Origin of the sequence: Chromohalobacter canadensis, assembly GCF_029544075.1 — a bacterium.
GTDB lineage: Bacteria > Pseudomonadota > Gammaproteobacteria > Pseudomonadales > Halomonadaceae > Chromohalobacter > Chromohalobacter canadensis_A.
Genome location: NZ_JAJQJH010000014.1, coordinates 17,365 through 41,806 on the forward strand (window position 1 = coordinate 17,365; position 24,442 = coordinate 41,806).

The following is a 24,442-nucleotide window of genomic DNA, read 5'->3' on the forward strand; positions in this document are numbered from 1 at the left end:
TGATATACTCCTTCGTCATGATGCTGCGACCCCATAAGGCTAACGCATGACGCGGGATTGGTTGCGCAGGGGACTGCGCTTTTTGTTGTTCGCGATGCTCGGTTTCGTCGGGCTATCGGTGCTCCTGGTGCTGGTGTTTCGCGTGGTACCGGTGTTCGGCTCGACGGTGATGCTGGAGCGCAAGATCGAGTCGTGGGTGAGTGGCGAGCCGATCTCGATTCACCAGCAATGGCGGCCGTGGGCGTCGCTTTCCGACAATGCCAAGCTGGCGGTGATCGCCTCAGAGGACCAGCGCTTTCCCATGCATCACGGATTCGATTTCAACCAGATGCAGAAGGCACTAGACGCCTGGTTCAGTGGCGACAGCCTGCGCGGCGCCAGCACTATCAGTCAGCAGACGGCCAAGAACCTGTTCCTTTGGACCGATCGGACCTGGGTGCGCAAGGGCTTCGAAGCCTGGTTCACGGTATTGATCGAACTGCTATGGCCCAAGGAGCGGATCCTCGAGGTGTATCTCAATATCGTCGAGTGGGATAGCGGCGTGTTCGGTCTCGAAGCCGCCGCGCAGCACTACTTCGGTGTGAGCGCCAACCAACTCAGCGCAGCGCAGGCTAGCCGCTTAGCGGCGATTCTGCCCAATCCGCGCGAGTGGAGTGCGTCGCGGCCCTCGGCGTACATTCAGCAGCGCAGCCAGTGGATTCGGCAGCAAATGCGTCAACTGGGTGGCAGCGCCTACCTCGAGCGCCTGTAAGCGTTGGCATCTGCTCGCCGCTGTCATTGCAGTCGCTTTTATTAGATAAGGAGCCTTCATGAATTCCACTTCCGTGGCCATCGTCGGATTCGGCAAGATCGCACGCGACCAGCACGTGCCCGCCTTGCATGACAGCGCGGCGTTCACGCTCGATGCCGTGGCCAGCCGTAATGCGTCGCTGGAGGGTGTCGCGCATTTTCGCGATATCCAGACCCTGCTCGATGAGCGTCCGGACATCCAGGCGATTTCGCTGTGCGCGCCGCCGCAAGTGCGTTATCGCCAGGCGCGCGCGGCCATCGCCGCAGGCAAGCATGTGATGCTGGAAAAACCGCCGGGTGCGACGCTGAGCGAGGTGGAAGATCTGCGTGCTCAGGCCGAACGTGCCGGCGTGACGCTGTTCGCAACCTGGCATTCGCGTTACGCGGCGGGGGTCGCTCAAGCTCGTGAGTGGCTGAGGGGGCGTCGCGTGCGTTCGGTCAACGTGCAATGGAAGGAAGACGTACGGCGCTGGCACCCTGGCCAGGAATGGATCTGGGAAGCCGGTGGTCTGGGCGTGTTCGACCCCGGCATCAACGCGTTGTCGATCATCACTGCGATTCTGCCCGAACCGTTCTTTCTCACCCAGGGCGAGCTTGCAGTGCCGGCCAATCGCCAGGGACCGATCGCGGCGACGCTGGCGTTCCGCGATGCACATGATGCCGATATTCGAGCCGAGTTCGACTGGCGCCAGACGGGACCGCAGACCTGGGATATTTACATCGAGACCGATACCGGGCCGTTGTCACTCACCCAGGGCGGCAGTCGCTTGACCGTCGGTGATGAGGTGGTAATGGAAGGCGGCGATGCCGAGTATCCCGGGCTCTACGCTCGCTTCGCCGAGCTCATCGCTCATGGTGAGAGTGATGTCGATGTCGCGCCACTACGGCATGTCGCCGATGCCTTCCTGCTTGGTCAGCGCGTCAGCGTCGATGCTTTCCACGAGTAAGCGTGCCGTGCTGAGGGCGTGACTCATTGCCCACGGATGATCTCGCGCAGAGTCGACATCAACGCCGCCGCGCCGGGCGAAAGCCGCTGTTCGCGCAGGCTGACCAGCCCGTAGGGCTGCACGCTCAGCGCCTCTGGGAATGGCAAAATGCGAAAGCGCGGCTGGTCGCAGAGCAGGTCCGCTACCTGCCGCGTGGTCACCGTCACGGTATCCGACTTGTCGACCATGGCCAGCGCCACCAGGATGTCCGGCGTATCGACGATTTGACGCGGCAACGCCACGCCGTGATGCAGGAATAGATGGTCGACCCGCTGGCGCATCAAGGCGCCGGGCGGCTGCAATACCCAAGGGTAGTCGACCATCGCCGCCAGGTTCAGCGACTCGCGTTGAACGAGCGGGTGGTCGGCGCGACACACGAAGCACAGCGCCTCCTCGCCGATCTCCTCGAAGACGAAATCGCCCGCGGGCAGCGTCGATGGAATTCGCGCGATGGCGAAGTCGAACTCGCCCTCCATGAGGCGTGGAATTAGCGCGTGGCTGACATCCACGTCGATGCTGACCTTGAGGTTGGGGCGGTCACGATGCACGCGCTCCACCGCGCTGGTCAGCAGCGTGACGGCCGGCGCCATCACCGTCCCCACCGAAACACTCCCCGCGCTGCCCGCATGCAATGCATTCAATTCGTCGCCTGCTTGATGAAGCGACGACATGATGCCGCGCGCGTGTCGAATCACCGTCTCGCCGTACCAATTGGGGGCGATGCCGCGCGGGTGACGGTCGAACAATACGAGGCCGAGCTGGTTTTCTAGCTCACCCAGCAGTTTGGATGCCGCCGGCTGACTCATACCCAGGCGCTCGGCGGCGCGGTGCAGGTTGCGCAGCTCGTCTAGCGCGATGAACAACTGCAAATGGCGCAACTTTAGTCGCACCTTCATGAACCAGTCAGTGGGCAAGGAGCTCATGGTGTCTGGCCTCAGGAGAAAACAATAACAAAATGGATATCGGTATTTCTGTCAAGTGGCATTAGTCGGTTATTTCGCTGATGCCTATTGTTCAGACTGTTAAGAAACCTGTTCTGCAGCACAACAACAACCCCTCGAAGGGATCCAGGAGGACGCCGGATGTCATTAACAACACCTAAGACGCGTACGCTACGACCCATGACACGTACCCTACTGGGGATGGCCGTGGGCTTGGCGCTGAGCGCTGGGCCGTTGACGGCACAAGCCCAGAGCGATGAGGACGTCAAGATGGGCTTCATCGTCAAGAAGCCCGAACAGGCGTGGTTCATCAATGAGCAAGAGGCCGCGACCGCATTGGGTGAAGAGAAAGGCTTCGAAGTGGTGCGCTTGTCGGGCGAAGATGGCCAGGAAGTGTTGAGTGCCATTGATAACCTCAACTCGCAAGGCGCTCAGGGCTTCGTGATCTGTCCGCCGGATGTGCGGCTGGGGCCAGCGATCATGAACCGTGCCAAGCAATATGGCATGAAAGTGGTGACCGTCGACGATCGCTTTATCGGCAGCGATGGCGAGCCGATGGAGAACGTGCCGCACTTGGGGATGTCCGGTTATAAGATCGGTGAGCAAGTCGGTAACGCCATCGCCGAAGAGATGGACAATCGCGGCTGGGATCCGGACGAGGTCGCGGCACTGCGTATCACCAACTATGAACTGCCTACCGCAAAAGAGCGTACCGATGGCGCCACGGCTGCGTTGCTCGAGTCCGGCTTCAAGAAGGACAACATCTTCGATGCCCCGCAACAAAATACCGATACCAGCAGCGCCTTTTCGGCGGCATCGCCGGTGTTCTCCAAGCGTGGCGATTTCGAGCACTGGGTGATCTACGCCCTCAACGAAGAGAGCGTGCTAGGCGGCGTACGCGCGAGTGAACAGTACGGACTCGATCCGGAACAGGTCATCGGCGTGGGCATCAACGGCTCCGGCGCGGCGTTCGCAGAGTTCTCGCGTGAGACGCCTACTGGCTTCCACGGTACCGTTGCCGTGAGTTCGACCATGCATGGGCGCCAATCGGCGGACAACCTCTATCAGTGGATTACCGAAGGCGAGAAGCCCAAGGCCAATACCGAAACTACCGGTAAACTGATGACGCGGGACAACTGGCAAGACGTACGGGAAGAGCTGGGTTTGTAAGATCGATGCCCGCGCCCCGGTGCGCGGGCATGCTTTTTTCCTTCAGGAGTGCCGTATGTCCGAGGCTTTTCTTCGTTTCGACGATATTACCGTCGAGTTTCCAGGTGTGAGGGCTCTCGACGGTGTGAGTTTTGCTGCAAAAGCCGGCGAGGTGCATGCCTTGATGGGCGAGAACGGTGCCGGGAAGTCGACCTTGCTCAAGGTGCTCAGCGGCGTCAATCGCCCTTCCTCGGGACAGTTGTGGATCGATGGCCAGTCGTATGTCTTTACCAACGCTCGCGAGGCGTTGGCTAAAGGCATCGCGATCATCTATCAAGAACTCACATTGTCACCCAACTTGTCGGTGGCCGAGAACCTGTTGCTGGGACAGTTGCCGGAGCGTCGCGGCTTCATCGACCGGCGTACCATGAAGGCGCGTGCTCGGGAGATTCTCGAAGATCTCGGCGAAGGCGAGATCGACCCGGCCACCAAGGTGCGGGAGCTGTCCATCGGCCAACAGCAAATGATCGAGATCGGTCGTGCATTATTACGTGACGCCAAGATCATCGCCTTCGACGAGCCCACCAGTAGTCTTTCCGTGCAAGAGACACGGCAACTCAAACGCATCGTTGCGCGGCTACGCGAGGAGGGGCGCGTGGTGCTGTACGTCACGCATCGCATGGAAGAAGTCTTCGAGATGTGCGATGCGCTGACGGTGTTCCGCGATGGGCGCCATATTTGCACCCACGAGACATTGGAAGGCGTCGATCAAGACACCTTGGTTGGCGAGATGGTAGGCCGACAGATCGAGGACGTTTATGGCTTCAGACAGCGTGCCATGGGCGACGTATTGATGCGTATCGACGGTCTTCAGGGGCGGGGCGTTAACGAGCCGGTCAGTCTGGAGGTGAAGCGCGGCGAAGTGTTCGGTCTCTTCGGGCTTGTCGGCGCTGGGCGTAGCGAGCTGATGCGTCTGGTGTGCGGCGTGGAAAAGGCGAGCCAAGGGCAGGTGACATTTCGTGGCAAAACCGGTGTCTTTACCTCGCCCCAACAGGCAATTCGTGCGGGCATCGCCATGTGTCCCGAGGATCGCAAATCCCAAGGAATATTCCCCGTGGCGAGTGTCGCCGACAATCTCAATATCAGTTGTCGGCGCTTCTTCAAGCGCTGGGGCGTGTTTCGCCATGCTGGGCGTGAAGCCGATAACGCCAAGACTTATATCCAGCGTTTGAGTATCAAGACGCCGAACCATCGCACACCGATCAATACCCTCTCGGGGGGGAATCAGCAGAAGGTGATTGTCGGGCGCTGGCTGGCGGAGGAGATCGACTTGTTCGTGATGGACGAGCCCACGCGTGGCATCGACGTGGGGGCTCGACGCGATATCTACACCTTGCTGTATGACCTCGCGGACCAGGGTAAGGGCGTGATCGTGATTTCCAGCGACCTCGCTGAGGTCAGCTCGATCTGCGATCGCATCGGCGTCATGCGCGATGGCGCCCTGGTCGATATCGTACCGCGCGAGCAGGCGACCCAAGAGCGCCTGCTGGGACTGGCGCTTCCGGCTTGAGTTGCCATCAATCGCATTGCTCACCCGCTAACAACATGAAGAGATTGACCACATGAGCACAAACAAAATGGCCGCTACCGACACCTCGCCGACGGCGCCAAAACCGCGGGCCAAGGCATTGCGCACGTTGCTCGACACCTCCGGGTTGATTGCGATTTTTTTCGTCCTCTTCATCGCTTTGGCGATATTCGTGCCGGACTTTCTGACCGGCCGCAATATCGTCGGATTGCTACTCTCGGTCACCCTGATCGGCACCATCGCGACCACCATGATGATGGTGCTGGCCCTCGGCGAGGTGGATTTGTCGGTCGCCTCCATCGTCGCCTTTACCGGCGTGGTGGCTGCCGTTGTGACGTCGACCTCGGGCAGCGTCTTCATTGGCGTGCTCGTGGGAGTCGCCGCTGGTGGCGCGGTGGGGGCCTTCAATGGCTTCGTGGTATCCAAGTTCGGCATCAATTCATTGATTGCCACTTTGGCAGCGATGGAGTTCGTGCGCGGGTTGGCTTACATCACTTCCGGGGGTGATGCGGTCATGGTCACCGTGCCGAGCTTCTTCGACTTGGGCAGTGCTTCATTTCTGGGGCTGACGTTGCCGGTATGGACCATGATCGCGTGTTTCGTGGTCTTCGGAATCGTGCTCAATATGACGGCGTTCGGACGCAACACCCTGGCGACCGGTGGTAATGCCGAGGCGGCGAGCTTGGCTGGGGTCAACGTCCGGCGTCTGAAGATTACCGTGTTCGCCCTTCAGGGCGTTGTCGCGGGCATCGCTGGGGTACTGTTGGCCTCGCGCATGGGGCTTGGCGACCCCAACACCTCGATGGGGCTAGAGCTGGCGGTGATTTCCGCCTGTGTGCTGGGTGGCGTCTCGCTGTCTGGTGGGGTGGCCTCGATCACCGGCGTGCTAGTCGGCGTTTTGATCATGGGCTGCGTACAGAACGCGATGGGGCTACTCAACGTGCCCACCTTCTATCAGTATCTGGTACGCGGGGCGATCCTGCTGCTGGCGGTGATGTTCGACCGCTGGAAACAAACACGCCGCGCCAAGGGGTGACGTGCGATGGCGGAAAGAGCGCCGCGCCTGCATGGCAAACATGTCTTCATTACCGGAGCGGCGGCCGGCATCGGCCGGGCCATGGCTGAGGCCTGTATCGAGGAAGGTGCGCACGTATCGCTAGCGGATATCGATCTCGAAGGCGCGCAAGCCGTCGCCCGGCAACTGCGCGATACCGGCGGGGTGGTTGTGGCGATCGCCTGCGATATTGCCGATCCCGCTTCTGTGAACATGGCGCTCGACGCGGCACGCGAGGCGCATGGGCCGGTCACGACTCTGATCAACAATGCTGGGCGCAACGTCTTCCACACGCCGCTTGAAATGCCCGAGGCTGCCTGGCAGCGCTGCATGTCAGTGGATCTGGAAGGCGCTTGGCACTGCGCGCGCGGTGTGTTGCCAGACATGCTCGCGCAGGCGAGTGGCAGCATCATCAACGTGGCCTCGACGCATGCGTTTTCCATCCTGCCGGGCTGTTTTCCCTACGCGGTGGCCAAGCACGGTTTGATAGGGCTGACGCGGTCGCTGGGCATCGAATACGCTCGACAAGGCGTGCGAGTCAATGCCATCGCGCCGGGGTATATCGCTACGCCCGCGGTCGAGGCACACTGGCAACGATTCGACGAGCCGGACGCGGCCAGGCAGCGGATCGAGGCGCTGTTGCCGCCGGGGCGCCTGGGAACGCCGCGGGAGGTCGCCATGACGGCGGTCTTTCTCGCCTCCGACGAGGCACCGTTCATCAACGCAAGCTGTATCACCATTGATGGCGGGCGCAGCGTGGTCTATCACGATTGAGCGACCCACCGTCACCGACTCGACCTTCAGGAGCCCATAACATGCAACTCGCACAAGCTCGGAACGACAATGGCGAGCGTTTCGTCCTGGTCATCGAAGACGATCCGACACAGGCGCGTCGTCTAGATGACGTGGATAGCGTGCTAGCCCTGGCACTCACGGCGCTCGATCGCAATGTCGGGCTTGCCGCGTTGGTTGCCGAGTGGCCGGGAGAGGCCCGTATCGACGCCGCGGCATTGTCCGATCAAGGTCGCCTATTGGCACCGCTCGATCATCCCGACCCGGCGCACTTGCTGGTCACCGGCACCGGGTTGACGCATCTCGGTAGTGCCGAAGGGCGCGACAAGATGCACCGCCAAATGAACGAGGCAGATCAGAGCGAAGCGCCGCTCACCGACTCGATGAAAATGTTCCGCAAGGGGCTCGAGGGCGGTAAACCGACCGGCGATGATTTCGGCGTGCAGCCGGAGTGGTTCTACAAGGGCGATGGCGGCATCGTCATGGCCCCAGGCGAGGCGCTGCGCATGCCACATTTCGCGCTGGATGGCGGCGAAGAGCCCGAAATCGCCGGGCTGTATCTGATCGACAACGACGGCGCGCCGCGTCGCATCGGCTATGCGCTGGGCAACGAGTTCTCGGATCATGTCACCGAGCGCGAGAACTACCTGTACCTGGCGCATTCCAAGCTGCGTGCCTGTTCCTTCGGCCCGACGTTGCTCGTCGACGAACTGCCCGACGACGTGCAGGGCACATCGCGCATCCGGCGCGACGGCGGTGTGCTATGGGAGAAACCGTTCATCTCCGGCGAAGACAACATGTGCCACAGCCTCGCCAATCTCGAGGCACATCATTTCAAGTACGCGCAGTTCTGTCGGCCGGGTGACGTTCATGTGCACTTCTTCGGCACTGCGACACTGAGCTTCAGCGACGGTATCAGTGCTCAGCCGGGAGATGTGTTCGAAATCGACGCCAAGCCATTCGCCCTACCATTGCGTAATCCGCTGGCAAAGGACGCCACCGCACCGGTGCCGAGCGTCAAACCTCTGTAAGTCTTTCAGTCTATTTTGACCCGAACCCCAACGGCCGCTGGAGCATACCAGCGGCCGTTGGGGTTGTGGCGGGTTGGCGTTGTGCTGAGGGAGTATGTCGGTCAGTTCATCGCTTGCGGTAGATACAATGCGATCCCAGGGAACAGGTGTAATAGCACCACGGCGAGGATCATTAGCAAGAAGAACGGCAGGGTAGCGCGGGTGATGGTGATGATGTCCTTGCCGGTCAGTCCCTGAATGACGAACAGGTTGAAGCCGACCGGCGGTGTGATCTGCGACATTTCCACCACGATGACCAGGTAGATGCCGAACCAGATGAGGTCGATCCCTGCGCCTTCGATCAGCGGCATGATGATCGACGTGACCAGCAGGATCAGCGAGATACCGTCGAGGAAGCAGCCCAGTACCAATAAGAAGAGTGTCAGAACCACCAGCAGCATGGTCGGGGACAGTCCCATCTCGGCGATGGCGTTAGCGAGCTGCATGGGCAGTTGCGTGAAACTCATTGCCGAGGAGAGAAAAGAGGCGCCTGCGATGATGAAGGCGATCATGCACGCCGTGCGCAGCGCCGCGAAGAGCGAGTCGAGAAAGATGGCCTTGTTGAAGTGACCGTTGCCCCGCGCGATCAGCATCGACAGCACCACGCCGACGGCGGCGGCTTCGGTGGGCGAGGCCAGCCCGCCGTAGATGCTGCCCAGGATGCCGCCGATGAGCGCCAGTAGTGGGATCAACTGGGCGCTATTGCGGAGCTTCTGTCCGAACGGCATGTGGGCCGCGCCCTCGCCGGCACGCCCTTGGCGGTTGCCGACCAGCAACGACCAACCGATCAGGTAGGTCATGAACAGACCCAGCAGCAGCAAGCCCGGCAGAATGCCGGCGATGAATAGCCGCGAGATTGACTGCTCGGTCACCACGCCGTAGACGATCATCATGATCGAAGGTGGAATCAGCAGGCCCAGCGTCGAGGCGCTGGCCAGCGTGCCGATGGCAAGGTTACCGTCGTAGCCGCGGCGTTCCAGCTCGGGCAGCGTCATCTTGCCGACCGTGGCGCAGGTCGCCGCCGAAGAGCCGCATACGGCGGCGAATAGGCCGCTACCGATGATATTGGAATGCAGCAAGCGTCCCGGCAGGCGATTGAGCCAGGGCGCCAGGGCGCGAAACATGTTGTCCGCAAGCCCCGAGCGAAACAGGATCTCGCCCATCCAGACGAACATTGGCAGAGCGGTCAAATCCCAGCCGTAGCTGGCGCCCCAGAAGTCGGACGCCAGAATGGGGCCGGGCTCGAAACTGCCGAAGAACGTCAGGGCGATCCAGCCGGTTCCCAGCAGGGCAAAGGCGATCCATACGCCGCCGCCGAGAAGCAGCGCCAGGGCGAGGATCGTGACGAGACTGAGGGTCAGCATGACAAGGCATCCTCTCGCGTATGGCGGATCATGAGTCACCGTCCTGTGGCTCGGGTGCCACATAAGAAGCAGGGGCCGTTAAAGCCGTGCGCAGGGTACCCAACAAGGTTTCGAGGAGCGCCACGCACATCAGAGCGATGCCAACGACGAGAACGCTTTGCGGTATCCATAGTGGAATGGCGAGCAATCCCGAGGACACATCGTTGTATTCGAGGCTTTCACGCACCAGGCCCACCAGTTCCCAAGTGAGCAGTACACTAAGCGCCAGCGCCACCAGCAGACAGAGCGTCTCGACCCATACGCGAGCACGCGGCGGCAGACGTGAAATGACCAGCGTCACGCGGATATGTGCGTGGTGCGTGAAGGTATAGGCCATGCTTAGAAAAGTGGCGCCCACCAGCAGATAAGCGGCCATTTCCGAGACGCCGGGAATTTCGAGCCCCAGGCGTGCATTGCCCACCAGGACTAGCAGTGCATCCAGGCAGCGCAGTAGCACTTGAACGGTGACGATGGCACAGATCGCTAGCATGCAAGCCGCGGCGCCCCAAGCGCCGAGGCGATAGAGTCTGTCGAGTCGGTAGGTCATGTCGGTCACTCACGAATCGGGGGCGAAGACGTCATCTAACGTTCGCGACCGCCATGCATTATGGCGATCACGAAGCGTCGAATGTCGTCTTGGGTCGGATGTGACGCGTCAGTCGTCGGCCTGGCGCTCGCGATAGCGCTCGATCAGCATCTTGGCCTGATCGCCAGCGCGTTCCTGCCAGTTCTCGAACAGCGAGTCGCCGGCAGCCTCGAGATCCTTGGCCAGCTGGCCGCTGGGCTTGGAAATCGTGATGTCGTGTTCCTTCAGAGCCTTGGCGCTCTCGGCGCTGTCCTCGCGGCTGGCCTGCCAGCCACGTCGTTCGGCTTCAGCGGCGGCATCCAGCACGGCTTGCTGCGTCTCGTCATCGAGTTGGTCGAAGGCACGTTTATTGACGAACACGATGTTCTTGGGCAGCCACAAGTTGGCATCGCTGTAATGCGAGACATAGTCCCAGGCGGACATCGACTTGCCCGTGGAGACCGACGTAATCATGGCGTCGACGCGTCCGGTGCTGAACGCAGTGGGAATATCGGCCTCTTCGGTTTCGGTGGGCGTGCCACCGAGATTCTCGACGAAGCGTTGCGTGTTGATGTTGGGGGCACGCACGCGCAGCCCCTCGAACTGCGATGCATCGGTCATCTCGAAGTCGGTATAGATGCCCTGCGCCGGCCACGGTACGGCATACAGCGGCATCAGGCCTTCATCGGCGAACATCTGGGTGATGATCGGCTTGGAGGCCCGCCAGAGGTCGTAGGCATCTTCGTAGCTCCCGGCCAGTCCCGGCAAGGTATCCACTTCGTAGATCGGCGATTCGTTGGAGAGCGACGAAAGGAACACTTCGCCCGCCTGGACGGTGCCGCGTCGCACGGAAGGTTTGATCTCGGAGTGCGCGATCAACGAGCCGCCGCTATGCACAGTGATGTCCAGTTCACCGTCGGTAGCGTCGGCGACGTCCTCGGCGAATTGTTTGGTGTTCTGAGTATGAAAGCTGGCATCGCCGTAGGGTGTGGCGAGGTTCCATTGCGCGGCCATGGCGCTGCTGGCAATGCCAAGCGAGCCGAGTGCCGCCAGCCAGGCGAAAGAATGCATCGTACGCATGTTCAATTCCTCATTGTTATTGAACTTGGAAGACGATTTCATTCTTCAAGTGGCGATGCGTTGGCGTCAAATCGTTAATTCTGATGTCAAGTATCGACGTAACCTTTCATAGTGGTCGGTGATGAAAGCTTTCCGTGATCCTGGGCGTAATCGGCGGCGCACTGCTTGGCCAGGCGAGCCACGCTGGCGCAGAAGCTCGGGTAGTTGGAACGGCGCCAGATGGCGTCATAGATCATCGGTGGCAGGGGTTCTTCCAGCGTCAGACGCTCCAGGTTACCGGCCTCCACGGCATCGCGTACCGTGGCGACCGGTAAGACGCCGATGCCCAGCCCCTCGATGCTCATGCGCATGATGGTCATCAGCGTGCTGGTGGAGTGAATGCGTGGCGTGTCGATGCCCAGCGCGGTGAGGTAGGCGACCAGCTCGCTGTAAGGCCGCGCCTGCTTGCTGAAGGAAATGAACGCCGTGTCGGCGAAGGTCGCCATATCGCCATGGCGTAATGCGGCGGCTAGCTCGGGGGCGGCGAACATACCCATCTCGTAGGTGCAAAGCGGCGTCTGAATGGCAGAGAGACCCGGCGCTAGGCCGTCCATGGCGAACAGCATGTCGAGATCGTTCTCGGCCAGGCGTTGATGTAAAAAGGGGGAAATATCCACCATCAACTCGATGGTCAGTTGCGGATAGCGCTCTGCCAGTCGGCGCATGAAGGTCGGGCACCAACTGCTGGCGATGGTCTCGATAACCCCAAGGCGCAGCGTGCCGGAGAACGATTCCTCGTCCTGGAACAGGCGCATGGCCTCGTCGCGTCCCTCGAGTAGACGTTCTGCATGGGTGAAGAACTCGCGGCCGCGAAGCGTGGGTTGCACGGGGCGCGCCGAGCGGTCGAGAAGCGATTCGCCGACGCTGTCTTCGAGCCGGGTGATACGGTCCGAGATCGATGGCTGGGTGAGGTGCAGCTTGGTCGCGCCCTTGCGGAACGAGCCCAGGCGCACCACCCAGACGAACGCCTCGAGTTCCTTGAAATCGAACATCGGTGATCCTGCACAGGTCGCCGCGCGATTCCCGCGCGGCGAAAAGGAAGCGGCGGCGAGTACTCTGTCTTCTTGAAAAGCGATGTCTTCCTGAAAAGCTATGCCTTCTTGAACAGCTGTGTCTCGCGATCTTTGAAGGCCTTGAACTCCAGGGCATTGCCGGAGGGATCGTAGAAGAACATGGTGGCTTGCTCGCCGGGTTCGCCCTTGAAGCGTACGTAGGGCTCTATTTCGAAGGCGATGCCATGAGCGCTTAGCTTGTCGGCCAGGGCCTGCCAGGCCTGCATCTCGAGAACCACGCCGAAATGCGGCACCGGCACGCCATGACCGTCCACCGGATTCTTGTGACTGGCCACGGCGCTGTCCTTCAGGGCAGGGTTGAGATGGCAGACGAACTGGTGGCCGAAGAGGTCGAAGTCGACCCAGCTCTCCGATGAGCGGCCCTCGGGGCAGCCTAGGAAGTCGCCGTAGAAACGCCGGGCTTCGTCGATGTCACGGACTTGAACGGCGAGGTGGAAAGGATCGCTGACGGCCATGGAAACATCCTCGTTAGATTGTGATTGGCATTTGTGAGCCTCGATTCTTTAGCCCGGCGCTGTGCGGCGTCAACTCGTTTTCCCACGCGGTATGATGAAAGGTTCCTCCGATATCGCGCATCACGAAAAACGATTGGACCGGGCCTCGCGGGCTTTCTTAGAGTGAAATACCAAAACCGTGCAAGCCGACGACAATAAAAGAGGTCACGTTCATGCCCCTTCCGCTTCTCAACTGCGACATGGGAGAGAGCTTCGGCAACTGGAAAATGGGCCTCGATGACGAGGTCATGCCTTATGTCGATTGCGCCAATATCGCCTGTGGCTTTCATGCCTCCGATCCCGACATCATGCGGCGTACCGTGGCGTTAGCCGTGCAACACGGCGTGCGCGTCGGCGCGCATCCGGCCTATCCCGATCTGCAAGGCTTCGGGCGTCGTTCGCTGGCTTGTTCGCCGCGCGAAGTCGAGGACATGATGCTGTACCAGATCGGCGCGCTGGAGGGCATGTGCCGCGCCGAGGGCACGACCGTGAGCTACGTCAAACCCCATGGCGCACTGTACAACGACATGGCCCGCGATCCGGAGCTTTTGCGCGGCGCCATGCGCGCCGTGCTGGCCTATGATCGCACCTTGCCGCTACTCGCCATGGCCACGGCGGACCCGGCGCCGATGCGGGCGCTGGCCGAGGAAATGGGCGTCACGCTGTGGTTCGAGACCTTCGCCGACCGCGCCTACGACTCCCAGGGACGGCTGGTGTCGCGGCGCGAGCCGGGTGCCGTCCACCATGATCGCGAGACCATCGTGGCGCAGGCGGTGACGCTCGCCAAGGGCGAAGCGCTGACCGCCAACGACGGCAGCACGCTGCGTCTAGCCGCCGATACGCTTTGCGTCCACGGCGATAATGCTGAGTCGGTGGCCGCCGTGCGCGCCATTCGTGACGCCTTCGATGGTCTGGCACGGGAGTGAGCCGGTGAGCGACCCAAGTATCGAAACGGTGGGCATGGACAGTCTCATCGTGCGCCTTTTCGACAACATCGACGAAGAGAATATGCCGTGGATGCTAGCCGCCGACCGAGCCTTGCGCGAGGCCTTCGGAGAGGCGCTGATCGATCTGGTGCCGTCCTACACCACGCTGCTGGTGCATTACGATATCCAACGCCTTGATCTGCAGGCCGCTCGAGCCCGGGTGAGCGAGGCGCTGAAAGGCCTCACGCCCGCGACGAGTGGCGAAGGCCAGCGGCATGTGATTCCGGTGTGGTACGACGTTAGTGTCGGGCCGGAGCTCGAGCGCATTGCCGAGCGTCTGGGGGGCAGCCAAGAGGACGTCATCGCGCGGCATTGCGCGCGGGATTACAGCGTTTTCGCGTTGGGCTTCGCCCCCGGCTACGCCTTCATGGGACGTCTCGACGATGAGCTGGCCACGCCGCGCCTGAAAACACCTCGCCAGAAAGTCGCCGCCGGTAGCGTGGCCATCGCCGAACGCCAGACGGCGGTCTATCCCACGCTCTCACCGGGCGGCTGGAACATCGTCGGGCGTACGCCCGTGGCGCTGTTCGGGCGCGACCGTGAGGGCTACAGCCTATTTCGCCCCGGTGACAAGGTGCGTTTCGAGGCCATCTCCCGCGAAGCGTTCATCGAGCAGGGCGGCGACCCGACACCGCTGGCAGAGCGCGGCGACATTCCCACGGAGGCCCAGACATGAAGGGATTGATCGTCGAACGTGGGGGGCCGTTGGCACTGATACAAGATGGCGGGCGCTTCGGGGTACGCCATCTCGGCGTGACCCAGGGCGGTGCCGCCGATTGGGTGTCGCTGGGATGGGCCAATTGGCTGCTGGGTAACGCGCCGCAAGCGCCCGGCGTGGAAATTACCGTGGGCGGCTTGACCCTATACGCCGAGACATCGGTCACATTGGCCCTGACAGGGGCGGATCTAGGCGCGACCCTCGACGATGAGCCATTAGCGCCAGGGCGTCGCTTTACGATCGCTGCCGGGCAGCGTCTAGCGTTCGAGAGTCCTCGGACCGGTCTGCGCGACTATCTAGCCTTTCCGGGTGGGCTCGACGCCGCGCCGGTGTTGGGCAGCGTGGCCAGCACGGTGCGCGAAAGCCTGGGCGGGCTCGATGGCCAGGGGCGGGCGCTGACCGAAGGCGATTGCCTGACATGGGTGGGAGGCACCTCTGGGAGTGAGCGAACGTTGCCCTCGAGGGTGGGCACGTTACCTGGAGATGGAGAGCGCGTGACGTTGGCGCTGGTAGGCGGCGCGCAGATCGCCGGCTTCAGTGGTACCAGCGTTTTTGAAGCCTTCAATACGCCGTGGCAGGTCGATCAGCGCGCGGATCGTATGGGCGTGCGTCTTACTGGTCCCGAACTGCGTTACCTGGGAGAGGGGATGGTTTCGGAAGGCATTCCTCTGGGCGCTGTCCAGGTGCCCGCCGACGGCCAGCCCATCGTCTTGCTCAACGACCGCCAGACCATCGGCGGCTATCCGCGGCTCGGCGCGTTGACGCCGCTGGCCTGCGCGCGCTTGGCGCAATGCCAGCCGGGCACCGAGGTATGGCTGACGCCGGTGGCGGTGGGGCAGGCGCGCGAAGCCCATCTTCGCCAGTTGGCGTGTTGGGGCTGACGGACGATCTATAAGCGGCGAGCTCGATATTTTATTTCCCGTATTGCAAATTAATTTGCAATACGGGAGGCGGATGCCTAATCTGGAAGCAGAACCCTTTCAGGGAATGGTGTCAGGAGCCCGCCCCATGTCCGCCGAGAATGTCGACTTGCCTCCCCGGCGCTATGCCGACCTGCAACTGCTGGCGCTGCGTGCTCGACGTGGTGACGCCGCCGACCTGAAGCTTTCCGCTAAGGGACTCGCTTTGCTCGAAGCCCTATTGGCCCAGCCCGAGTCAGTGAGCCTGTCGAGTATCTCGCAGTTGGCGCAGCACCACGGGGTAAACCCTTCGCGCCTGACGCGCCTAGCTCACGCGCTCGGCCTGGAAGGTTACAAGGCGCTGCAGGCGCTGTTTCGTGAGGATCTTAGCGATAGCGCCTTCTATTCCACGCGTGCCCAGCGTTTGCTGGATTTCGGTGAGACGCCCCGCGCCGAGGGCGACGCGTTGGCGGATGATCGCGCGCTATGGCAGCAGGAGATGCAAAATCTATCGGCTGCCGTGGACACGCTGGACACGACGCAACTGACCACGGCAGCGGCTAGCATCCAGCGGGCCCGGCGTATCCACGTCATCGGCCTGCGGGCCAGCTTCGGGGCCGCGCATTACCTGGCGTATTACCTGGATTATCTGCGCGATGGTGTGTACCTGGTCTCGGGACACGCCGGTGTCAGCGTCGAGCAGGCATTACGGCTGAGCGAAAGTGATCTGGTGATCGGCATCGCCTTTCGGCCCGAGTCGCAGATGAGCATCGACTACTGCCGGCTGGCGGTGGAGCAGGGTGCCTCGCTGCTGGCGTTGACGAATCATTCCAGCTCGCAACTGGCCGCGTTGAGCGAATCGACGCTGCTCGCGCCGGCCGAGGGCGCCTTCTTCTTCAATCCCATGAGTAGCCTTTTCATGCTCGTCGAGCTGTTGCTGTCCCGCGTGGCCCGAGAGATGGGGCATGACGCAGTGCTGGCCTTGCGTCAGCGCGAGGCGCTGATCTCGCGTCTGCACGTCGAGTGACATATCCGTTTACACCGCTTCTTTTACCGCTTCTCTGGAGTTTGCCATGACCTCTTCTGTCTCTTTCTCTGATGCCCCAGGGCCAGCTACCAGCGCCGCCGATTGGTTGGACCGGGGCTACGCCGACGATCATAACGCCACCGCCGCCTCGGATACGCTCTTGATCAACGAGCAGTCGCGTCTACTCGAAACGCAGGGACGACGCATCACCAAGTTCGGTTTCGGCCAATCGCCGTTTCCGGTCTTCGCCCCGGCTGTGGAGACGCTGGCCGAACACGCCGCCGACAAGGCCTACCTGCCGGTGCAGGGTATGGCGGCGCTGCGCGAACAGGTGGCGGCTTTTCATCGTCATATGGATGGCACGGACTGGCGAGCCGAACGCGTGTTGATCGCCCCGGGGAGCAAGCTGCTGCTGTTTGCGCTGATGAAGGCCCTGCCACGCGCCGAAGTGCTCATTCCGGCGCCGGCCTGGGTCTCCTATGCGCCACAAGCGCGACTCGCGGGACAGCCGGCGGTGAGGCTGGAAACAAGCTTCGATAGCCGCTGGCTGGTTACGCCGGCACAGCTCGACCGGCATTGCCGCGAGCATGGCCCCGGCCTACGGCTGCTGATCCTCAATGCGCCGGGCAATCCCACGGGGCTATCGTATGAGCCCGAAATGCAGCGTGAACTGGCCGTGGTCGCCAAGCGTCATGGCGTGCTGGTGCTCTCCGACGAGATCTACGGGCCGCTTCATCATCGCGGAGAACATCGTCCCTTCGCACTCGATTACCCCGAGGGTACTTTGACCACTAGCGGGCTTTCCAAGTGGTGTGGTGCAGGTGGTTGGCGCTTGGGTGTGTTGAATATGCCCGAAGCGCTGGGCGATGCATTGCTAACGCGCTTGCTGGGTATCGCCTCGGAAACCTGGTCGAGCGTGGCGAGTCCGGTCCAGGCGGCGGGGATCACCGCGTATAGCGTAACGCCGGCGCTGGAAGCGTATATCGAGGCCCAGCGGCAGTGGTTGAGCGCGATCGGATGCTGGTGCGCGCAACGTCTTGAGGCGGCTGGGATTCGCACGCATGCGCCGGATGGCGGCTTTTATCTGTTCCCCGATTTCAGCGCATACCGCGAGATATTACGAGCGCGTGGGATTACCACCAGCGCCGAGTTGACCGCGAGGCTGCTCGAAGAGGCCGGCATCGCGCTCTTGCCGGGCAGCGCGTTTGGCTGCGAACCGGCGCAGTTGACGGCGCGCTTGGCCTATGTGGACTTCGATGGCGCGGCGCTATTGGCACGCACTTGTCCCGACGATCTCGAATCGGCGATGGCCGCGCCTGAGCTTGCCACGGTGCGTCATGGAATCGAGGCGTTGGTGGCCTGGTTGAATGGCGCGTGAGCATTTACACTCTGTTACAGGAAAAATGTGAACTCACCCACTACAGTGGCGTCACAATGGCCACGCACACGTAATAACCTGGAGGTATTCATGCAACGGATCACTGCTCTTGTTTCAGCGGCTATGCTGACGACCGGAATGGTAGCGGCACAGGCCGCCATGGCACAGCAGGAAGACCCGGCAGCAAGCGGGACAACCCAGACTCAAGGTGCGTCCTCTCAAGATTTTTCTGACGAACAACTTCAGCAGTTCGCTGATGCGTCTGAGGAAATCGCTCAAGTTTCCCAGAAGTATACCAAGCAGCTTCAGAACGCGACTGACGAAGCCAAGCAAAAAGAGCTTCGTGAAAAAGCCAATGAAGAGATGGTCAGCGTTGTCGAAGACAGCGGCATGAGTGTCGAAGAGTTCAACTCCATTGGCCAGGCGATCCAGCAGGATCCCGAGCTCATGAAGCGCGTTCAGGGCATGGTCCAAGGCCAGCAGCAGTAAGCGAGTCGGATCTGGTATCGTCGCACTTCGTGCCGGTGCCAAATGCTAGAAGCTTCGCAAAAAGGTCACTTTTAGGTGGCCTTTTTCGTGTTGGTCTGTCTCAAGGACGTTTCGAGAGCGGCGCGTTAGTTGATATGCCGCCAGTCGACATGAAAAAGGCCCGCCATGGTGGCGGGCCTTTTTCATGCTTTCGCCCATTATGGACGAGAAGTCTGATGACGATTAGTTGTCGTTGAGAGCATCGCTGGCATCGTCCAGCAGATCGGCGGTAGCCGACTTGGTGCTTTGCCAAGCGCTTTCGGCGCCTTGCTTGGTATCTTGCCATGCTTGGCGAGCTTGGCCTTTGGCATCCTGCCACCAGTCGTTATCGTACTCAGGTAGCTTGGCGATATCATCGCGCGTCATGTCGAGCGTAACGCGATAGTTCAAGTTGTCGAGATCGTCGGCGTTCTGTGTCTTGAGGGTAAAGTTGTCGCGATCGATGACACGGTGTGTATCGCCGAGGTCGAGTACGCCCCCGGTTTCGATGACCAAGGCTTGAACGCTCATGTCCTCGCCAAGCAGCACGTCCTCGACATCGCCGACATCTTCATTGGGGTTTTCCGAGAGGAAAACGTCGGCATCCATCAATTCGTCGGCCGAATACAGCCCCTGTGGCTGAGTCTCGGATTGCGCGAGGGCAGCGCCTGTCAGGCTCAGGCCGCCGATGAGAATGGCGGTTTGCGTCATGTGATGCAGTGAATGGCGCATTGAGAAGCTCCTTCTTCGTCGGTTCTATCTATTCGACGGGTGTCGAATCGCTGGCGAGATGGACAATCAGACCGAACGAGCCCAGTCATCGGCACGTTTTTCGGCTTCTTCCTTGGTGATCCCATATTTGGTCTGCAGTTTGCCGATCAATTGATCACGCTTGCCGGCAACCTGATCGAGTTCATCGTCGGTCATTTCGCCCCAGGACGCTTTGGCCTTGCCTCTGACCTCAGTCCAACGGCCTTCTATCTGATCCCAATTCATAACGGTTCCTCCTGAACGTTTGCCAACAACACAAGCGCTTCCTGCGCGTTGCGTTCATTACGAAGAATAACAGAGATGTGTGCTTTGACAATTACACGCCATGCGCCAGGGAATACACGCTACATGAACAGCGCCAGCAGCAGCGGCACGTAGAGGAAGGAGAGCAGGGTCGAGCAGAACACGAGACTGGCGACATATTCCGGTTCGCGCCGTGAACGTTGCGCGAAGAGGTAGTTGTAGACTGCCACCGGCATGCTCATCTGCAACACGAGCACGCTTTGCGCCAGGGGCGGGAGGTTCAGAAGCCAGCCCACGCCGAAGGCCACGCAAACGGCGAGCACCGTGCGCAGCAAGCTGAAGGCGAGCCCCGAGGACAAGCTGCGCACCTGGATGTTGGCCAGCGAGACGCCAAGGGTGATCAGCATCAAGGGGACGGTGAAGCCGGAGATCAGCTCCACGGTATTGTCGATCCACAATGGCAGGTCGGTATCCGTCAGCAGGATGGCCACCGACAATAGAATGCTATACACGGTAGGCGTGCGCAGCAGGCTTTTCAGCGGGTTACTGCGGCTGATCATCATCACGCCGAAGGTGAACTGCACCAGGGCGACCGTTACCATCACAGTGATGGCATAGGCGAAGCCCTCGCTGCCAAATGCATACAGCGCCACCGGTAAGCCCATATTGCCGGTGTTGGGATACATCATGGGCGCCAATAGCACGCGCCAATTCTTGCGCAGCAGTAGCGCCATCAGCCAGGTGGCCAGTGCCATGACTAGAAGCACGCCCAGCGTGCTCAGCATGGTGCGCCCGAAGGTATGGGCATCGATGTTGGCGCCGGAGAGCGAGGCGAGAATCAGCGACGGCGTGCCGACATTGAAGACCAATTTGGTGACGAAGTCGGTGGGATACGCGTATCCCAGGCGTATCCAGAAAAATCCGATACTGGCGCCCACGAACACGGGGGCCATGACAGCAAAGAGTTGGGCGAGCATGCGCGAGCCTGATTCAGGGTCTGCGTCCACGGTGCGGAGGTGGACGGGACGATGTTGAACGCGACTGTGAGAGCCGCTGAAAGTGCCATATGGGATGCTATTGTCGCCAATCGTGGTAAAGCGTTGCAACGTGCATACGAAAACGAGAATCCTTTACCTTGACGTGGCGCGAGAATTGGCAAGAATCGTGGGCCACGCTGACATTCATCGGCGTCGCGTATAACGCGGCGCGTCGCCACTCAGAGAATTGCATGGAACTTTTGCGCGTCGTCTATCGCGATTATCGCTGGCCGTTCATCGGCGTCATGGTGTTGAGCCTGGCAAGCGCTGGGCTCGGTATCGGGGTCATCGCCTTCATCAACCAGTACTTGATCGAGGCCCAAGGCGACCCGCTTCTGGTGCTACCCCAGTTCCTGGGACTCATCGCCTTGCTGCTGGTGGTGACGCTCGGTTCGCAATTGGCGCTGACCGTGCTTGGCCACCATTTCGTTTATCGTCTGCGCGGGCGTCTTATCAAACGGATTCTGGATACCGACATCGAGCGTATCGAGCGCCTGGGCAGCGCGCATCTGCTGGCCAGTTTGTCCAGCGACATCCGTAATATCACCATCGCCTTCGTGCGACTTCCCGAGCTGGTGCAGGGCGTGATCCTGACGCTGGGCTCGGCCGCTTATCTGGCCTGGCTCTCGCCGGGGATGCTGTTCATCACCGCGCTGTGGGTGGCGGTGACCGTGGTGGGTGGCTGGTATCTGGTGTCGCATGTGTATCGCCATCTGGGCCAAGTACGTGACACCGAGGATCGACTCTACAAGGATTACGAGGCGGTGATCGATGGCCGCAAGGAACTGGCCCTCAATCGCGATCGCGCCCGGGCGCTTTACGAGGATGTCTACGAGCGCGATGCCAAGGCCTATCGGCACCATATCATCCGCTCCGATACCTTCCACCTGAGCGCGGTGAACTGGTCGAACATCATGATGCTGGGGGCCATCGGCATGGTGTTTTTCCTCGCCAATGGCCTGGGTTGGGCCAACACCAATGTGGCGGCCACCTATTCGCTGACGCTTTTGTTCCTGCGCACGCCCTTGATTCAGGCGGTGGGGGCATTGCCCACGCTGTTGAGTGCCCAAGTCGCCTTCGACAAGCTCAAGACACTGGAGTTGACCGAGTATCGCGCAGAGTTCGGCGAGAGCGCCGCGCACGGCGACTGGCAGACATTGGAACTGCGCGGCGTGACCTTTGCCTATGCTGCGGGCGAGCATGGCAAGGGGTTCGAAGTGGGCCCAGTCGATCTTACTTTGTCGCGTGGTGAACTCGTGTTTCTAATTGGCGGCAACGGCAGTGGGAAATCGACACTCGCGCGCCTGCTGACGGGGCTTTACCAGCCTCGCAGCGGCGAGATCCTCATCGATGGCACCCCTGTGGACGAGGCCGGGTGGCAGTCGTTTCGTAGCCGTTTCGCCGCCGTATTCACCGACTTCCATCTTTTCGATCAGGTGATCGGTCCTGATGGCGAGTCGCCGGACACGGCCTTGGCCGAAGCCTGGATCGCGCGCCTGGGCATGGGCGAGAAGCTGCATTTCGATGGCTGGCGAGTGACCGACACGCAGCTTTCCCAGGGGCAGCGCAAGCGCCTGGCGTTGCTGCTGGCGGTCGCCGAGCAGCGCGATATCCTGCTGCTCGACGAATGGGCGGCGGATCAGGATCCGCAGTTCCGGCGTATCTTCTACCGCGAGTTGCTACCTATGCTGCGCGAAAACGGCAAGACCGTTTTTGCCATCAGCCACGACGATCACTACTTCCAGCACGCCGACCGCCTGCTGGAGATGCGAGCGAGCCAGTTGAGCGAACTGACCGGCGAGATGCGCGAGCGCGTCAGCCGCGATGCCGTGGCACGGCTCGAAGACACATCAGGCAACGTGTGACGGACGGCGAATACTTACGGTGGCCTGCATTGTCATGCGGGTGATATCTCGCTGGCATGCCAGACGAGGCTTTCGGTGGGGCCGTCGTCCAGATCGGAGCACATGTCGACACGCAGAATCGTTGCCGTTTCGCATACGGTCTGCAGTCGGCCATGCGCACCATCTTGCTCCCATCGCCACAGGATGCGTCGCCGATGCTCGTTGCCAGTGTCGTCCTGTAGCGTCAGGTTGGCCGTCGGGTACCGTTGTTCTAGAAAGGTCAGGGCTGCGAGTTGAGCACACTGCTGCGCGGGTGTCAGCTGGGAGTCGCCGCGATAGCCGGGCAGAAAACGACGGCCTTGCGCTTCCGCTTGCAGGAAGGGCAATGCCTGCTGCGGTGTGATGCGGCCGTACTTGCGGACTGGCGAGAGCAGGATGAGGCTGGCGGCGAAGCGGCAGCCGCCCAGATGGCTGCTTTCCCATACATCGAAGGGCAGTTCGTGTGCCGTGACGACCTGGGCCAACTGCTTGTAGGTCTGGTAACCATACTTGGCGCAGCACTTATCTTTCTTGCCGTGCGTGCAGCAAAGCAGCAGGTCGTGGTCGACTCGCGCCCCTTCCCATGCCGTCAGTGGCGCCCCTGATTGCCACGCGGCCAGAAACGTCTCCAGTGCTTCGCGAGGTACGACAAACCGCCGGCGTTCGGGCATCAGAAACACTTGATGGCTCTCGTCGGCCTGCTCGCGTCGATGAATCAGATTGACCCGCCGCCCATCGGCGGCGATGGCGTCGAGGGTTTTTGCCAAGCTGTCCGGCATGTCGTTGGCATGACGCAGATTGCGCGTCCACTTGTTGCGAGGCCAACTGATCAGCAGATTGCGCTCAAAATGCGCGGCGCTGCCAGCCAACGGATCATGCTGCTCACGGCTGAGATCGGCGCAGAATCGATGGCTCATGACACACAGCGCTGTTGGGCGGTGGGGTGGGCACGCCGATGGGGTCGCTTTTTCTTGTGTGGCACGCAGATCGGGCTGCCGGTCTCGGGGTCTTCGAGCACATGGGCATCGAGATCGAAGACATGCTTGAGATTGGTGGCCGTGAATACCTCCTCTGGCGTGCCGCGGGTGACAATCTGCCCTTCACGCATCATCACTAGCTGGTCCGCGTAGGCTGCCGCCAGGTTCAGGTCGTGCAGCACCAGCAGCAGGGTGCGGCCGTGCTCATGGGCCAGGCGGGATAGCAGCTCCAGCAAGTCCACTTGCACCTTGAGATCGAGGAAGGTGGTGGGCTCATCGAGCAGGATTAGATCGGTTTCCTGGGCCAGTACCATGGCGATCCAACAACGCTGACGCTGACCGCCAGAGAGCGCATCGACGCTGCGTTCGGCGAACTCCGTGACATCGGCATAGGCCATCGCCTCGCGGATGGCGCGGGCATCCTGCTCGGCGTCCTGTCGCCACAACCGCTGGTGAGGAAAGCGCCCCATACCGACCAGTTGTCGCACCGTCAGTCCCTCCGGGGCCACAGGACCCTGGGGCAGGATACCCAGGCGCTGTGCTACCTCTCGCGTATTGCGGCGGTGGATATCCTTGCCATCGAGACAGACTTGCCCGGCGCTGGGTATAAGCGTGCGCGCCAGTGTCTTCAACAGCGTCGACTTCCCGCTACCGTTGGCGCCCAGCAACACCGTCAGCTTGCCCTCGGCCACCGTCAGATCGACGCCGTCCAGTACGCGTCGGGATTCGTACCCGGCGCACAAGGCTTCGCCTGTTAGACGAGGCGGCTTGGCAGGTATCGAGGGCATGAAGGTAGCTCGTTGGTGTGGTCCCTAGGCTGGCAACCGTAAGACAAAAAATTCTCATTTTCAATGCTGGTGACCACGTCCGCTCAGTCTTTCAGAACGGTGTGGAGGGGCCAATGATTCGCTCGGCGAACATGTGCGAGTGTTGACTTTAATCTCTATTATAATCATTCTCATTATCAGATGATCCAGCGGTTACCTAAGCAAC

The 24,442-nt window shown here is 61.1% G+C and carries 25 protein-coding genes; 14 read left to right on the forward strand and 11 right to left on the reverse strand.

What is annotated here, in order from left to right:
• Positions 1-46 precede the first annotated feature (46 nt).
• Positions 47-751, forward strand: a complete 705-nt coding sequence (gene mtgA, locus LUN51_RS14515; protein ID WP_277811790.1) for a monofunctional biosynthetic peptidoglycan transglycosylase — start codon at positions 47-49, stop codon at positions 749-751.
• Positions 752-809: 58 nt separating this feature from the next.
• A complete protein-coding gene (locus LUN51_RS14520; RefSeq protein ID WP_277811791.1) occupies positions 810-1,736 on the forward strand; it encodes a Gfo/Idh/MocA family protein in 927 nt (308 codons plus the stop codon).
• Positions 1,737-1,759: 23 nt separating this feature from the next.
• Here the strand turns inward: LUN51_RS14520 and LUN51_RS14525 are convergent, their stop codons facing one another.
• A complete protein-coding gene (locus tag LUN51_RS14525) occupies positions 1,760-2,698 on the reverse strand; it encodes a LysR substrate-binding domain-containing protein (protein WP_178997961.1) in 939 nt (312 codons plus the stop codon).
• Positions 2,699-2,896: 198 nt separating this feature from the next.
• Here LUN51_RS14525 and LUN51_RS14530 point away from each other — a divergent pair, with 198 nt between their 5' ends.
• Genes LUN51_RS14530 through araD1 form a run of 5 tightly spaced genes read left to right on the forward strand, consistent with a single transcriptional unit; the run spans position 2,897 to position 8,330 of the window.
• Entirely contained in the window at positions 2,897-3,886 is a 990-nt protein-coding gene (locus LUN51_RS14530; protein WP_277811792.1) for an arabinose ABC transporter substrate-binding protein, read from the forward strand.
• Positions 3,887-3,941: 55 nt separating this feature from the next.
• Positions 3,942-5,435, forward strand: coding sequence for an L-arabinose ABC transporter ATP-binding protein AraG (gene araG, locus LUN51_RS14535; RefSeq protein ID WP_277811793.1), 1,494 nt, complete (start codon positions 3,942-3,944; stop codon positions 5,433-5,435).
• Between the two features lie 52 nt (positions 5,436-5,487).
• A complete protein-coding gene (gene araH, locus LUN51_RS14540) occupies positions 5,488-6,489 on the forward strand; it encodes an L-arabinose ABC transporter permease AraH (RefSeq protein WP_178997967.1) in 1,002 nt (333 codons plus the stop codon).
• A gap of 6 nt (positions 6,490-6,495) precedes the next feature.
• On the forward strand, positions 6,496-7,281 hold the full coding sequence (locus LUN51_RS14545) for an SDR family oxidoreductase (protein WP_277811794.1): 786 nt from the start codon (positions 6,496-6,498) through the stop codon (positions 7,279-7,281).
• A 41-nt stretch (positions 7,282-7,322) separates the two neighbouring features.
• On the forward strand, positions 7,323-8,330 hold the full coding sequence (gene araD1 / locus LUN51_RS14550; protein ID WP_247619647.1) for an AraD1 family protein: 1,008 nt from the start codon (positions 7,323-7,325) through the stop codon (positions 8,328-8,330).
• Between the two features lie 101 nt (positions 8,331-8,431).
• On the opposite strand, the gene LUN51_RS14555 is transcribed toward araD1, so the two are convergent.
• The 5 genes from LUN51_RS14555 to LUN51_RS14575 all read right to left on the reverse strand — a co-directional run bounded on the left by LUN51_RS14555 (position 8,432) and on the right by LUN51_RS14575 (position 12,984).
• On the reverse strand, positions 8,432-9,733 hold the full coding sequence (locus LUN51_RS14555; RefSeq protein ID WP_247619648.1) for a TRAP transporter large permease: 1,302 nt from the start codon (positions 9,731-9,733) through the stop codon (positions 8,432-8,434).
• Positions 9,734-9,761: 28 nt separating this feature from the next.
• The gene (locus LUN51_RS14560) at positions 9,762-10,319 is read right to left on the reverse strand and encodes a TRAP transporter small permease (protein WP_277811795.1); all 558 of its coding nucleotides are present in this window, start codon (positions 10,317-10,319) and stop codon (positions 9,762-9,764) included.
• Between the two features lie 108 nt (positions 10,320-10,427).
• A complete protein-coding gene (locus LUN51_RS14565) occupies positions 10,428-11,408 on the reverse strand; it encodes a TRAP transporter substrate-binding protein (protein ID WP_431355581.1) in 981 nt (326 codons plus the stop codon).
• A gap of 95 nt (positions 11,409-11,503) precedes the next feature.
• Positions 11,504-12,448: a LysR family transcriptional regulator gene (locus LUN51_RS14570; protein ID WP_247619651.1), complete on the reverse strand. Its 945-nt coding sequence runs from the start codon at positions 12,446-12,448 to the stop codon at positions 11,504-11,506.
• A gap of 98 nt (positions 12,449-12,546) precedes the next feature.
• The gene (locus tag LUN51_RS14575) at positions 12,547-12,984 is read right to left on the reverse strand and encodes a VOC family protein (protein ID WP_277811797.1); all 438 of its coding nucleotides are present in this window, start codon (positions 12,982-12,984) and stop codon (positions 12,547-12,549) included.
• A 212-nt stretch (positions 12,985-13,196) separates the two neighbouring features.
• Here LUN51_RS14575 and LUN51_RS14580 point away from each other — a divergent pair, with 212 nt between their 5' ends.
• The 6 genes from LUN51_RS14580 to LUN51_RS14605 all read left to right on the forward strand — a co-directional run bounded on the left by LUN51_RS14580 (position 13,197) and on the right by LUN51_RS14605 (position 18,520).
• The gene (locus tag LUN51_RS14580) at positions 13,197-13,949 is read left to right on the forward strand and encodes a 5-oxoprolinase subunit PxpA (RefSeq protein WP_277811798.1); all 753 of its coding nucleotides are present in this window, start codon (positions 13,197-13,199) and stop codon (positions 13,947-13,949) included.
• Between the two features lie 4 nt (positions 13,950-13,953).
• Positions 13,954-14,685, forward strand: coding sequence for a 5-oxoprolinase subunit B family protein (locus tag LUN51_RS14585; protein WP_277811799.1), 732 nt, complete (start codon positions 13,954-13,956; stop codon positions 14,683-14,685).
• The gene (locus LUN51_RS14590; protein WP_277811800.1) at positions 14,682-15,608 is read left to right on the forward strand and encodes a biotin-dependent carboxyltransferase family protein; all 927 of its coding nucleotides are present in this window, start codon (positions 14,682-14,684) and stop codon (positions 15,606-15,608) included. The genes LUN51_RS14585 and LUN51_RS14590 overlap by 4 nt, the downstream gene beginning before the upstream one ends.
• 127 nt (positions 15,609-15,735) lie before the next feature.
• Positions 15,736-16,653: a MurR/RpiR family transcriptional regulator gene (locus LUN51_RS14595; protein ID WP_277811801.1), complete on the forward strand. Its 918-nt coding sequence runs from the start codon at positions 15,736-15,738 to the stop codon at positions 16,651-16,653.
• 46 nt (positions 16,654-16,699) lie between these two features.
• Positions 16,700-18,031, forward strand: coding sequence for a pyridoxal phosphate-dependent aminotransferase (locus LUN51_RS14600; protein ID WP_277811802.1), 1,332 nt, complete (start codon positions 16,700-16,702; stop codon positions 18,029-18,031).
• A 90-nt stretch (positions 18,032-18,121) separates the two neighbouring features.
• A complete protein-coding gene (locus LUN51_RS14605) occupies positions 18,122-18,520 on the forward strand; it encodes a DUF4168 domain-containing protein (RefSeq protein WP_277811803.1) in 399 nt (132 codons plus the stop codon).
• A gap of 222 nt (positions 18,521-18,742) precedes the next feature.
• Here LUN51_RS14605 and LUN51_RS14610 read toward each other — a convergent pair whose 3' ends face one another.
• The 3 genes from LUN51_RS14610 to LUN51_RS14620 all read right to left on the reverse strand — a co-directional run bounded on the left by LUN51_RS14610 (position 18,743) and on the right by LUN51_RS14620 (position 20,529).
• Positions 18,743-19,270, reverse strand: coding sequence for a PRC-barrel domain containing protein (locus LUN51_RS14610; protein ID WP_277811804.1), 528 nt, complete (start codon positions 19,268-19,270; stop codon positions 18,743-18,745).
• Between the two features lie 66 nt (positions 19,271-19,336).
• Complete coding sequence (locus LUN51_RS14615; RefSeq protein ID WP_277811805.1) at positions 19,337-19,534, reverse strand: CsbD family protein; 198 nt, start codon at positions 19,532-19,534, stop codon at positions 19,337-19,339.
• Between the two features lie 119 nt (positions 19,535-19,653).
• Complete coding sequence (locus LUN51_RS14620) at positions 19,654-20,529, reverse strand: AEC family transporter (protein ID WP_277811806.1); 876 nt, start codon at positions 20,527-20,529, stop codon at positions 19,654-19,656.
• Positions 20,530-20,780: 251 nt separating this feature from the next.
• Between LUN51_RS14620 and LUN51_RS14625 the strand changes: the two genes are divergently transcribed.
• Entirely contained in the window at positions 20,781-22,454 is a 1,674-nt protein-coding gene (locus LUN51_RS14625; protein ID WP_277811807.1) for a multidrug ABC transporter permease/ATP-binding protein, read from the forward strand.
• Between the two features lie 32 nt (positions 22,455-22,486).
• On the opposite strand, the gene LUN51_RS14630 is transcribed toward LUN51_RS14625, so the two are convergent.
• Both LUN51_RS14630 and LUN51_RS14635 read right to left on the reverse strand, forming a co-directional pair.
• The gene (locus LUN51_RS14630) at positions 22,487-23,389 is read right to left on the reverse strand and encodes a sucrase ferredoxin (RefSeq protein ID WP_277811808.1); all 903 of its coding nucleotides are present in this window, start codon (positions 23,387-23,389) and stop codon (positions 22,487-22,489) included.
• Positions 23,386-24,237 carry an ABC transporter ATP-binding protein gene (locus LUN51_RS14635; RefSeq protein WP_277811809.1) on the reverse strand — a complete coding sequence of 284 codons (852 nt, stop codon included), beginning with the start codon at positions 24,235-24,237 and terminating at the stop codon, positions 23,386-23,388. The genes LUN51_RS14630 and LUN51_RS14635 overlap by 4 nt, the downstream gene beginning before the upstream one ends.
• Positions 24,238-24,442: the final 205 nt, after the last annotated feature.

Bases quoted from the DNA above. Each gene is read 5' to 3' on its own strand.
- araH (WP_178997967.1), top strand. From the start codon at position 5,488: ATGAGCACAAACAAAATGGCCGCTACCGACACCTCGCCGACGGCGCCA.
- LUN51_RS14530 (WP_277811792.1), top strand. From the start codon at position 2,897: ATGACACGTACCCTACTGGGGATGGCCGTGGGCTTGGCGCTGAGCGCT.
- LUN51_RS14620 (WP_277811806.1), bottom strand. From the start codon at position 20,529: ATGCTCGCCCAACTCTTTGCTGTCATGGCCCCCGTGTTCGTGGGCGCC.
- LUN51_RS14605 (WP_277811803.1), top strand. From the start codon at position 18,122: ATGCAACGGATCACTGCTCTTGTTTCAGCGGCTATGCTGACGACCGGA.
- LUN51_RS14525 (WP_178997961.1), bottom strand. From the start codon at position 2,698: ATGAGCTCCTTGCCCACTGACTGGTTCATGAAGGTGCGACTAAAGTTG.
- LUN51_RS14590 (WP_277811800.1), top strand. From the start codon at position 14,682: ATGAAGGGATTGATCGTCGAACGTGGGGGGCCGTTGGCACTGATACAA.
- LUN51_RS14570 (WP_247619651.1), bottom strand. From the start codon at position 12,448: ATGTTCGATTTCAAGGAACTCGAGGCGTTCGTCTGGGTGGTGCGCCTG.
- LUN51_RS14580 (WP_277811798.1), top strand. From the start codon at position 13,197: ATGCCCCTTCCGCTTCTCAACTGCGACATGGGAGAGAGCTTCGGCAAC.
- LUN51_RS14630 (WP_277811808.1), bottom strand. From the start codon at position 23,389: ATGAGCCATCGATTCTGCGCCGATCTCAGCCGTGAGCAGCATGATCCG.
- LUN51_RS14520 (WP_277811791.1), top strand. From the start codon at position 810: ATGAATTCCACTTCCGTGGCCATCGTCGGATTCGGCAAGATCGCACGC.
- LUN51_RS14555 (WP_247619648.1), bottom strand. From the start codon at position 9,733: ATGCTGACCCTCAGTCTCGTCACGATCCTCGCCCTGGCGCTGCTTCTC.
- LUN51_RS14625 (WP_277811807.1), top strand. From the start codon at position 20,781: ATGGAACTTTTGCGCGTCGTCTATCGCGATTATCGCTGGCCGTTCATC.
- LUN51_RS14545 (WP_277811794.1), top strand. From the start codon at position 6,496: ATGGCGGAAAGAGCGCCGCGCCTGCATGGCAAACATGTCTTCATTACC.
- LUN51_RS14595 (WP_277811801.1), top strand. From the start codon at position 15,736: ATGTCCGCCGAGAATGTCGACTTGCCTCCCCGGCGCTATGCCGACCTG.
- LUN51_RS14615 (WP_277811805.1), bottom strand. From the start codon at position 19,534: ATGAATTGGGATCAGATAGAAGGCCGTTGGACTGAGGTCAGAGGCAAG.
- LUN51_RS14610 (WP_277811804.1), bottom strand. From the start codon at position 19,270: ATGCGCCATTCACTGCATCACATGACGCAAACCGCCATTCTCATCGGC.
- araD1 (WP_247619647.1), top strand. From the start codon at position 7,323: ATGCAACTCGCACAAGCTCGGAACGACAATGGCGAGCGTTTCGTCCTG.
- mtgA (WP_277811790.1), top strand. From the start codon at position 47: ATGACGCGGGATTGGTTGCGCAGGGGACTGCGCTTTTTGTTGTTCGCG.
- LUN51_RS14600 (WP_277811802.1), top strand. From the start codon at position 16,700: ATGACCTCTTCTGTCTCTTTCTCTGATGCCCCAGGGCCAGCTACCAGC.
- LUN51_RS14635 (WP_277811809.1), bottom strand. From the start codon at position 24,237: ATGCCCTCGATACCTGCCAAGCCGCCTCGTCTAACAGGCGAAGCCTTG.
- LUN51_RS14565 (WP_431355581.1), bottom strand. From the start codon at position 11,408: ATGCATTCTTTCGCCTGGCTGGCGGCACTCGGCTCGCTTGGCATTGCC.
- araG (WP_277811793.1), top strand. From the start codon at position 3,942: ATGTCCGAGGCTTTTCTTCGTTTCGACGATATTACCGTCGAGTTTCCA.
- LUN51_RS14575 (WP_277811797.1), bottom strand. From the start codon at position 12,984: ATGGCCGTCAGCGATCCTTTCCACCTCGCCGTTCAAGTCCGTGACATC.
- LUN51_RS14560 (WP_277811795.1), bottom strand. From the start codon at position 10,319: ATGACCTACCGACTCGACAGACTCTATCGCCTCGGCGCTTGGGGCGCC.